This window comes from Sphingomonas sp., from assembly GCF_035555815.1.
In the GTDB taxonomy this organism is placed as follows: Bacteria; Pseudomonadota; Alphaproteobacteria; order Sphingomonadales; family Sphingomonadaceae; genus Sphingomonas.
In genome coordinates this window covers 1-9,338 of the sequence record NZ_DATMGG010000089.1, presented here as the reverse complement: position 1 = coordinate 9,338, position 9,338 = coordinate 1, and the positions used below count along the sequence as shown (strand labels likewise).

Below are 9,338 nucleotides of genomic sequence, written 5' to 3'. Positions count from 1 at the left end.
CAACGCCGGGCGCCGCGCGGTGTTCGTCCGCTTCGCCGGATGCAATCTGTGGAGCGGGCGCGAGGCGGATCGCGCGACCGCCGTCTGCCGGTTCTGCGATACAGATTTCGTCGGCGTCGATGGCGCGGGCGGGGGGCGGTTCGCCGATGCCGATGCGCTGGTCGACGCGGTCGCCGCCGCCTGGGGCGATGGTCGCGACCGGCGCTTTGTCGTGCTGACCGGGGGCGAGCCGATGCTTCAGGTCGATGACGCGCTGGTCGATGCGCTCCACGCCGACGGCTTCGAGGTTGCGATCGAGAGCAACGGCACGCTGCCGGCGCATCCCGCGCTCGACTGGGTGTGCGTCAGCCCGAAGGCGGGCAGCGTGGTGGTGCAGCGATCGGGCGACGAACTGAAGCTGGTATGGCCGCAGGCGGGCACCGACGTCGACGCGCTCGAACAATGGGACTTCGCCCATTTCCTGGTCCAGCCGATGGACAGCGCGGACGCCGACACCAATCGCGACGCCGCCGTCGCGCTGGCGCTAGAGCGGCCGAAATGGCGCCTGTCGCTCCAGACGCACAAGTTGCTCGGGCTGCGCTAAGGGCGCGGGCCCGGCGCGCTTGGACGCGACGCCAGGGACGAGACGCCAGGGACCGGCCACGAAAAAGGGCGGCCCGTTGCCGGACCGCCCGTTTTTCGCCTCGCCTGCGGATCGCTGGAGCGACCCGAAGCGGGCAGGTGCCTTAGCGCTTCGAGAACTGGAAGCTGCGGCGTGCCTTGGCGCGGCCGTACTTCTTGCGCTCGACGGTGCGGCTGTCGCGGGTGAGGAAACCCGCCGCCTTGACCGGGCTGCGCAGGATCGGCTCGAAGCGGGTGATCGCCTGGGCGATCCCGTGCTTGACCGCGCCGGCCTGACCCGACAGCCCGCCGCCCTTGACGGTGCAGACGACGTCATACTGGCCCTCGCGCCCGGCGACGCCGAACACCTGGTTGATGACGAGACGCAGCGTCGGACGCGCGAAATACACTTCCTGATCGCGACCGTTGATCGTGATCTTGCCGGTGCCCGGCTTCAGCCAGACGCGGGCGACCGCGTCCTTGCGGCGGCCGGTGGCATAGGCGCGGCCATATTTGTCGAGCTCCTGCGCGCGCAGCGGCGTCGTCGGCAGCGCGGGCTGGGTCGGCACCGGGGCGGCAGTTTCGGTGCCCGCATCGGCGTTGGCGACGACGGCGGCCGGGGTTTCACCGGCGGCGATCGCGCCCAGATCGGAAAGGGACTGGCGATTGTCGGACATTATGCGCCCACCTTGTTCTTGCGGTTCATGGCCGCGACGTCGAGAACCTCGGGGTTCTGCGCGGCGTGATCGTGCTCGGCACCGTTGAAGATGCGCAGGTTGCGCATCTGCTGGCGGCCCAGCGGTCCGCGCGGGATCATGCGCTCGACGGCCTTTTCCAGGATCCGCTCGGGAAAGCGGCCTTCCAGGATCTTGTCGGCGCGCACTTCCTTCAGCCCGCCGGGATAGCCGGTGTGCTTGTAGTAGAGCTTCTGCGTCAGCTTATTGCCGGTGAAGCGCACCTTGTCGGCGTTGATGACGATGACGTTGTCACCGCAATCGACGTGCGGGGTGAAGCTGGTCTTGTGCTTGCCACGCAGCAGGTTGGCGATCACCACCGCGGCGCGGCCGACGACCAGCCCCTCGGCGTCGATCAGATGCCACTTCTTCTCCACCTCATGCGGCTTGGCCGACTTGGTGGTCTTCATCAGCGCCTTCATGGGCTCGGACCTTATGTTGTAAATGCAACACGCCGCCCCGGACGGGAGCGGCGCGAATGAGCGGCCTGTGACGGAATGCCCCCGCGAAGTCAAGCAAACCGCGGCTTTGCTGACGGGTATTATGATACCGGGCGGTCGGTTTCCTCGGCGATCCACGCCGCCAGCGCTTCTCCCGCCGCCGCCGGCACGATCTCGATCGCGGGCAGGTCATAGCTGTGCAGCGTCGCGATTCGTTCGGCCAGGCGTGGGGCGATGGCGATCATCGTCTTGAACAGCGCCGGCACCTCTTCGGCGCGCTCGATCTTGCCGTGCCAGCGATAGATCGACGTGCACGGCGCCGCGATGTTGACGCAGGCGGCCAACCGCTCCTCGACCATCCTCGCGCCGATCGTCTCGGCCTCCGCCTGATCGGCGAAGGTGGCGAGGACCAGCGCGATATCGGTCACCGCCGCCCGATCGCGTGCGCGCCCCACACCGTCGCGATCAGCAACAGCGTGCCGACCAATTGATGCAGCGCCGCCAGCCAAATCGGCACCCCGGTCATCACTGTGGCGATGCCAAGCAGGATCTGGAGCCCGACCATCGAATGGATCGCGATCGACGCGCGCCGATCCCCCGCCGCGCGGGCCTTGCGCGCCAGCACCATCAGCCCGGCAAAGGCGATCCATGCCCACCAGCGGTGGATGAAATGGACGACGAACGGATCGTTGATCGCGGCGTCCAGGAAGGATCGGTTGGCCAGTTCCTCGGTCGGGAACAGCCGGCCGTTCATCAGCGGCCAGTCGTTGGCGGCGAGCCCGGCGTTGAGCCCGGCCATCAACGCGCCATAGCCGAGCTGGACGAACAGCAGCACCAGCGCCACCGCGCCGATCACGGTCATCCGCGCCGGTCGGGCGGTGCCGCCGCTGCGCGCCAGCACACGCAGGTCGAGCGCGGTCCACACGATCCCGCCCAGGATCACCAGCGCGGTGAGCAGGTGAATCGCCAGCCGCACGTGGCTGACGTCGGTCCGCACCGACAGGCCGGACGTCACCATCCACCAGCCGATCGCGCCCTGGAATCCGCCGAGCGCGAGCAGCGCGGTCAGCCGCCAGCCGTATCCACGCGGGATCTGCCGCCGCACCCAGAACCATAGCAGCGGCAGCGCGAACGCCATGCCGATCACCCGGCCGAGCACGCGGTGGAGATACTCCCAGAAGAAGATGGCCTTGAACGCGGCCAGGCTCATGCCGTGGTTGATCTGCTGATATTCGGGGATGCGCTGGTAATTGGCGAACTCGGCCTGCCACTGCGCATCGGTCAGCGGCGGGATGATGCCGCTGATCGGCTTCCATTCGGTGATAGACAGTCCCGATTCGGTCAGCCGGGTGATCCCGCCGACCACCACCATCGCCACGATCAGCACCGCGACGGCATAGAGCCAGCGCACCAGCAGGGCGGGGCGGGCGGAGGGCGGGACCAAGGGGGGGCGCAGCATCCTTCGCGGTTAGCCGAGTCGGGCGATCAGGCCAAGAGTCGCGCCCGGTTCGGCGGTGGGACATTTTGTCCACGCGAAGCCGCGAAGGAGAACAAGATTGGTTCGCGCGGAGGCGTGGAGGCGCGGAGATGTCTCGTCTGTGGCCCTGTCTCGCGTCAGCGGGGCCTTTGATCCAGCCGCACGCGACTTTCTGGGAGGCCGCTGGCGCGGCGGACGGTGCGGCAGGCGGCGCACCTCCGCGTCTCCGCGCCTCCGCGCGAACCCCTTAACCTTCTTCGCGGCTTCGCGTGAACAAGCCCTACATCTCGCTCTTGATGCTCGCCCCGCCGGGCAGGCCGACGAACGGCAGCGCCGCCGCGCCTTCCGGCGTCATGCCGATCTCGGTCGATCCGTCCTCGCCCAGCACGATCGTCATCAGCGTGCGGCGGCGCTGGGTCGCGGGGAACAGGCGCATCCGGCTCTCCGCGCCGATATGCTCGGCGCTCAGCATCAGCGGCGGCAGGGTGGTGGCGGGGCTGCCCGGCGTCCGGGGGCGGCAACTGCCCGCGTCGGTGGTCAGTTGCCCGGTGACGCTCTGATCCGATCCGCCCACCACGATGCGCGGGAAATCCGCCTGGATCGTCAGGTCGCAGGTGAACGGCAGGGTCGGCTGGAGCACCTGGAGCAGCGATGCGTCGGCCGATCCGCTGACCGTGTCGATCGCCGTGCGGCCGGGCCGGGCGGTCGCGCGCCCGTTCAGCAGCGTGTCGGCGCCCTTCACCGTCCAGTCGGCGGCGAAGCCCAGCCCGACCAGCGACCGCAGCGGCGCCCATCGCCACGCCATCCGGTTGGTGCCGCCGACGCCGACCTCGCCGTTCCAGATCGTACCCGCCACGCCGGTGCGCCATGGGCGGTTGGGAAAGATCGTCCCCGCCGGGATCGTCGCGATCATCGCGACGGCGTAAGCGGCTATGCCGATCGCACCGAAGGCGATAAGACGGCGCCGCGCAGCAGATCGCGCGATTGCGGAGATATCGAGTGATTCGCCGGGACGCGCTGAAGCTTCTGCGGTCAGGCCTCGTCGGATCAGCGGCGTCATGGGTCCTGCCTTCGTTCGCGATTGCCGCCGATCCGAAGAAAAAGCCCGACAGGCGCCCGGTGGCGCTGCTGCTTCCGCTGACCGGCGACCATGCCGCGCTTGGCCTTAGCATGCAGCGCGCCGCCGCGCTTGCCGAAAGTGACGCCGCGTTGATGCAGGTGATCGATACCGGCGGCACCGCGCCCGGCGCGGCGGCCGCGGCGGCGGAGGCGATCAAGCGCAAGGCGGCGATGATATTCGGCCCGCTCACCGCCGATGAAGCCCGTGCCGCCGCCGCGACCGTGGCGGGGCGCGTGCCGGTGATCGCCTTCACCAACGACGCCGCCGTCGCCGCCACCGGCGCGTGGGTGTTCGGACTGACCCCGCGCCAGTCGACCAGCGCGGTGCTGCGCTATGCCCGGTCGCGCGGGGTCAAGTCGGTGGTCGTGCTGGGCGACGCCAGCCCGTGGAGCAGCGCCGCGAGCGCGGCGGCGCAGGCGCTCCAGGGCGAGCTGGGCATCGACGTGCGCGCGATCACCGTCACCCCCGGCCAGCCGCTGCCCGGCGCGGGCGATCCGCCCGACGCGGTGCTCGCCACCGGCAGCGGGGAAGGCGTGCTGGCGGCGGCGCGCAACCTGAAGGACACGGGCGTGCAACTGCTCGCGACGCTTCAGGCACTCGATCATCGCCCCTCGGCGCTGGAGGCGTTGCAGGGGGCGTGGATCGCCGCGCCCGATCCGAAGGCGTTCGGGGAATTCTCCTCCACTTTCGAGGCCAAGGTGGGTGGCGCCCCCGGCGCGCTCGCCGCGCTCGCCTATGATGCGGCCGGCATCGGACGATCGCTGCGCGCCGATCACAAGCTCGACCGCGCCGGGCTGCTCGCCACCGACAGCTTCGCCTGTGTCACCGGCGCGGTGCGCTTTCGCGCCGACGGCAGCTGCGCGCGCGAGCTGGCGATCGTGGTCGCCGGCCCAGCGGGTTATGAAAGCGTCGCGACCTCACGGGGCGCGTGAGGTGATCGCCCGGCCTGAGCGACGACCGGGGAACGCCGAATCGGGCTTTACCCTGATCGAGCTGATGATCGCGCTGGTGCTGTTCGCGCTGATCTCGGTCGCGGGGTTGGCGCTGGTCGACAGCGTGCTGGGCGTACAGGGGCGGACCGAGGCGCGGCTCGACCGGCTCGCCGAACTTCAGCGCACGATGCTGGTGGTGACCAGCGACGTCGAGCAGGTCGCGAACGGCGACATCGCGGGCGGCGGCGACCGGCTGACCTTCACCCGCGCCGCGCCGGGGCTGGGCGGCGCTTCGGTCGCGGTGACCTATCTGCTGCGCGACGGCGTGCTCACCCGCAGCGTCGGCGGGCGGACACAGGCGCTGTTGACCGGGGTGAACGGCGCGCGCTGGCGGTTTTTTGGCGATTCCTGGGCGAACCAGTGGCCGGTGTCGGCGGATGGCGAAGACGCGGCGGCGGCGTGGCCGCGCGCGATCGCGCTGGAGGTGACGGTGGCGCCGGGACGCGGACCGGCCGGAGCGCTGCGCCGCGTGATCCTGTTGCCCGCGCGAGCGACGGCGGTGACGTCATGATGCGGCGGCCGCGCGACGAGGCGGGAATGATCCTGATCAACGTGCTGATGTTCGTCGCGATCGCCAGCGGGCTGGTGCTGTTGATGATCGACCGCGAGGAACTGGCGCTCGACCGGGCGCTGCGCACGCGCGAGGTGGCGCGGGCGATGGCGGTGGTGCGCGGCGGCGAGGTGTCGGCGCTGGTCGCGCTGCGCCGCGACGCGATCGAGAGCCCCGACGCCGATTCTGCGTCGGAAGCGTGGGGCCAGCTTGCCGAGAATGGCGCGCCGATCGAGGGCGGCCGCTTTGACCTGGCGATCGCCGACGCGGAGGGGCGCTTCAACCTCAACGCGCTGATGAGCGGGCAGGCGGCGCCGGTGATCCTATTCAGCGAGATCGCCCGCTCGGTCGGGCTGGACGAGGATCAGATCGCACAGGCGGTCGCGGCGGTGCGGATGAGCGGCCCGGTCACCGATCTTCGGCCGCTGCGTTTCATCGGCTTCGATGCCGCCACGGTCGCCCGGCTGGAGGTGTTGGTGACGGCGCTGCCCGGCCAGACCGCGATCAACCTCAACGCCGCCTCGCCCGAGATGCTGGCGCTACTGTTTCGCGATCCGGTCATCGCCGACCGGCTGGTGCAGGTGCGCGCGCGGACGGGGATGCTGACCGCGAAGGATCTCGCCGACCAGAATGTGACGATGCCGCCCGGCACCTCGTTCCGCTCGAACACCTTCTGGGTGCGCACCCGCGCGACGATCGGCGACACCGTGCAGCAGAGCGCGAGCCTGATCCAGCGCCGCGCCGACGACCAGGGCAAGATCGAGACCGCGCCGGTCGAACGCTGGTGGAACGCGGCGATCCCGCCCGATGCGCCGGCGTTCCCGACGGCGAAGCGGTAGAGCGCCCTTCCGGTTCGCGCGCCCGGTTGCTAGGGGCCGCGGATGCTCAACCTGAACGACATCATCGTCCGCCTTGGCGGCCGCACGATCCTTGACGGCGCCAGCGCCGCCCTGCCACCGCGCAGCCGCGTCGGGCTGATCGGGCGCAACGGCGCCGGCAAGTCGACGCTGGTGCGGGTGATCGCCGGCCAGCTCGAGCCCGACGGCGGATCGGCGGAGATGCCGCGCGGCACCCGCCTCGGCTATATCGCGCAGGAGGCCCCCGCCGGCGCCGCCACCCCGTTCGAGACCGTGCTCGCCGCCGATATCGAGCGTGCCGCGCTGATGGAGGAGAGCGAGACCAGCCACGACCCCGACCGGCTGGGCGAGATCCACGAGCGGCTGAACGCGATCGATGCCCACGCCGCCCCGTCGCGCGCCGCGCGCATCCTGGTCGGCCTCGGCTTCGACGAGGCGGCGCAGCATCGCCCGCTTGACAGCTTCTCGGGCGGCTGGCGGATGCGCGTCGCGCTGGCGTCGCTGCTGTTCTCCCAGCCGGACGTGCTGCTGCTCGACGAACCGTCGAACCACCTCGATCTGGAGGCGGTGCTGTGGCTGGAGGACTTCCTCCAATCCTATCCGGCGACGATCCTGATCGTCAGCCACGAGCGCGATTTCCTCAACAACGTCGTCGATCACATCCTCCACCTCGATCGCGGCAAGGTGACGCTTTATCCCGGCGGCTATGATGCGTTCGAGCGCCAGCGCGCCGAGCGGCAGGCGCAGCAGGCGGCGGCGCGCGACCGTCAGCTCGCCGAGCGCGCCAAATTGCAGGACTATATCGCCCGCAACTCCGCCCGCGCCTCCACCGCCAAACAGGCGCAGTCGCGCGCCAAGGCGCTGGCGCGGATGCAGCCGATCGCGGCGGTGCTCGACGATCCCAGCCTGTCGTTCGACTTTCCCAACCCAGACGAATTGCGCCCGCCGCTGATCACGCTCGACATGGCCAGCGTCGGCTATGGTGACACGCCGATCCTCCAGCGGCTCAACCTGCGGCTCGATCCCGACGATCGCATCGCGCTGCTCGGCCGCAACGGCAACGGCAAGACCACGCTGGCGCGGCTGTTATGCGCGCAGTTGAAGCCGATGGACGGCGGGATGACGTCGTCGGGCAAGATGCGGGTCGGTTATTTCACCCAATATCAGGTCGAGGAACTCGACCGCGACGACACGCCGCTGGAGCATATGGCGCGGCTGATGAAGGGCGCGACGCCGGCGGCGGTGCGCGGCCAGCTCGGCCGGTTCGGTTTTTCCGGTGACAAGGCGACGACCAAGGTGGGCAAATTGTCGGGCGGCGAACGCGCCCGGCTGGCGCTGGCGCTGATCACCCGCGACGCGCCGCACATGCTGATCCTCGACGAGCCGACCAACCACCTTGATGTCGACGCGCGTGAGGCGCTGGTGCAGGCGCTCAACGCCTATACCGGCGCGGTGGTGATCGTCAGCCACGACCGTCACATGCTGGAGATGACGGCGGACCGGCTGGTGCTGGTCGATGGCGGCACCGCGCGGCCCTATGACGGTTCGCTCGACGACTATATCGCGCTGGTGCTGACCAAGGACGCGAAGGACGCGGCGAAGGTCGACAAGGTCGACCGCAAGGAAGCGCGCCGCGCGGCGGCGGAGGCGCGCGAGAAGGGGACGGCGCTGCGCAAGGCGGCCAAGGCGGCGGAAAGCGAGTTGGCCAAGCTCACCGAACAACGCAGCGCGATCGACCGGGCGATGTTCGATCCGGCGTCGGCGGATGCGGCGCTGGCCAAGCTGACGATGACCGACCTGATGAAGCGCCGCGCCGAACTCGAATCGCGTATCGAAACCGCCGAGGCGACGTGGATGGAAGCGAGCGAGGCGCTGGAGACGATGGTCGCCGCCTGATCGCGGGGATCGGTGCGGATCGGGGAAACGGGATCACCCTTGCCGGAGCGCGTCACGCGGCGTCGGATGATGCTGCAATGGTCGGGGCGATAGGATTCGAACCTACGACCCCTGGACCCCGAGACCAGTGCGCTACCAGACTGCGCCACGCCCCGACACATTGCAGGGGGAGGCGCCTAGCTTGGCGCGGCGCGCCTATCAAGTCGAAAGTTGGACCCGACGCAGCGGCGCGGAGAATTCCGTGCCGATCAGCCGCGCGCGCCGAGCATGTCCTCCACCGCGACGAACTTCTCTCGCGGGGCGCCCAGCCGTGCCTGCGCCACTTCGGCGGCGTCGATCCGCTGCCAGTCGCGGAAGGTGACGACATCGACCCCGCGGCCAGCGAGCAGTGCGTCCAGCCCGGCACGGCCGGCCTTGCCGCTGTCGCCGGCGCTGTCCTCGCCGATCTTCTCGACGATGGCGAAGCCGTCGGGGCGATTGGTGCCGATCGTGCCGGTCGGGCCCCGCCGCGCCCAGCCGACCGCGTAAAGGCCTGGGGCGATCCGCCCTTCCTCGTTGGCGAAACGCCCCAGCGTCTGGTCGTACGGCACACCCTCGATCGGCGGGGTGCGATAGCCGATGCAACTCACCACCAGATGAGCGGGCACGGCATAGGTCTCTCCGGTGCCGGTC

At 70.0% G+C, this 9,338-nt stretch carries 10 protein-coding genes, 1 tRNA gene and 1 pseudogene; 5 read left to right on the top strand and 7 right to left on the bottom strand.

Translation table 11 applies throughout. The annotated features are described in order from the left end of the window. The coding region (queE, locus tag VNR91_RS05160) for a 7-carboxy-7-deazaguanine synthase (RefSeq protein ID WP_325489712.1) at positions 1-583 on the top strand (583 nt) is incomplete at its 5' end. A 142-nt stretch (positions 584-725) separates the two neighbouring features. Here queE and rpsI read toward each other — a convergent pair. From rpsI to VNR91_RS05135, 5 genes are all read right to left on the bottom strand, one after another. Further along, positions 726-1,277, bottom strand: coding sequence for a 30S ribosomal protein S9 (gene rpsI / locus VNR91_RS05155; protein WP_325489711.1), 552 nt, complete (start codon positions 1,275-1,277; stop codon positions 726-728). After that, on the bottom strand, positions 1,277-1,756 hold the full coding sequence (gene rplM / locus VNR91_RS05150) for a 50S ribosomal protein L13 (RefSeq protein WP_325489710.1): 480 nt from the start codon (positions 1,754-1,756) through the stop codon (positions 1,277-1,279). The genes rpsI and rplM overlap by 1 nt, the downstream gene beginning before the upstream one ends. Positions 1,757-1,875: 119 nt before the next feature. Further along, a complete protein-coding gene (gene cutA, locus VNR91_RS05145; protein WP_325489709.1) occupies positions 1,876-2,202 on the bottom strand; it encodes a divalent-cation tolerance protein CutA in 327 nt (108 codons plus the stop codon). Next, positions 2,199-3,233: a COX15/CtaA family protein gene (locus tag VNR91_RS05140; protein WP_325489708.1), complete on the bottom strand. Its 1,035-nt coding sequence runs from the start codon at positions 3,231-3,233 to the stop codon at positions 2,199-2,201. The genes cutA and VNR91_RS05140 overlap by 4 nt, the downstream gene beginning before the upstream one ends. A gap of 298 nt (positions 3,234-3,531) precedes the next feature. Beyond that, a complete protein-coding gene (locus VNR91_RS05135) occupies positions 3,532-4,164 on the bottom strand; it encodes a hypothetical protein (RefSeq protein ID WP_325489707.1) in 633 nt (210 codons plus the stop codon). Positions 4,165-4,370: 206 nt separating this feature from the next. On the opposite strand from VNR91_RS05135, the gene VNR91_RS05130 reads away from it, so the two are divergent. From VNR91_RS05130 to VNR91_RS05115, 4 genes are read left to right on the top strand one after another with little or no spacing between them, the layout of a single operon-like run. Continuing rightward, the gene (locus tag VNR91_RS05130; protein ID WP_325489706.1) at positions 4,371-5,303 is read left to right on the top strand and encodes an ABC transporter substrate-binding protein; all 933 of its coding nucleotides are present in this window, start codon (positions 4,371-4,373) and stop codon (positions 5,301-5,303) included. A gap of 1 nt (position 5,304) precedes the next feature. After that, the gene (locus tag VNR91_RS05125; RefSeq protein WP_325489705.1) at positions 5,305-5,874 is read left to right on the top strand and encodes a PulJ/GspJ family protein; all 570 of its coding nucleotides are present in this window, start codon (positions 5,305-5,307) and stop codon (positions 5,872-5,874) included. Then, positions 5,874-6,752, top strand: coding sequence for a Type II secretory pathway component PulK-like protein (locus tag VNR91_RS05120; RefSeq protein ID WP_325489704.1), 879 nt, complete (start codon positions 5,874-5,876; stop codon positions 6,750-6,752). The genes VNR91_RS05125 and VNR91_RS05120 overlap by 1 nt, the downstream gene beginning before the upstream one ends. 42 nt (positions 6,753-6,794) lie before the next feature. Then, on the top strand, positions 6,795-8,666 hold the full coding sequence (locus VNR91_RS05115) for an ABC-F family ATP-binding cassette domain-containing protein (RefSeq protein ID WP_325489703.1): 1,872 nt from the start codon (positions 6,795-6,797) through the stop codon (positions 8,664-8,666). A 78-nt stretch (positions 8,667-8,744) separates the two neighbouring features. Here the strand turns inward: VNR91_RS05115 and VNR91_RS05110 are convergent. Together VNR91_RS05110 and VNR91_RS05105 are read right to left on the bottom strand one after the other, a co-directional pair. Further along, positions 8,745-8,821, bottom strand: a tRNA-Pro gene (locus VNR91_RS05110). A 93-nt stretch (positions 8,822-8,914) separates the two neighbouring features. Beyond that, positions 8,915-9,338 (bottom strand): annotated as a pseudogene (locus VNR91_RS05105) (pyridine nucleotide-disulfide oxidoreductase); the annotation flags it as partial.

Coding starts and splice junctions, on each gene's coding strand:
- rplM (WP_325489710.1), bottom strand. CDS start 1,756: ATGAAGGCGCTGATGAAGACCACCAAGTCGGCCAAGCCGCATGAGGTG.
- VNR91_RS05135 (WP_325489707.1), bottom strand. CDS start 4,164: ATGATCGCGACGATCCCGGCGGGGACGATCTTTCCCAACCGCCCATGG.
- VNR91_RS05115 (WP_325489703.1), top strand. CDS start 6,795: ATGCTCAACCTGAACGACATCATCGTCCGCCTTGGCGGCCGCACGATC.
- rpsI (WP_325489711.1), bottom strand. CDS start 1,277: ATGTCCGACAATCGCCAGTCCCTTTCCGATCTGGGCGCGATCGCCGCC.
- VNR91_RS05120 (WP_325489704.1), top strand. CDS start 5,874: ATGCGGCGGCCGCGCGACGAGGCGGGAATGATCCTGATCAACGTGCTG.
- VNR91_RS05140 (WP_325489708.1), bottom strand. CDS start 3,233: ATGCTGCGCCCCCCCTTGGTCCCGCCCTCCGCCCGCCCCGCCCTGCTG.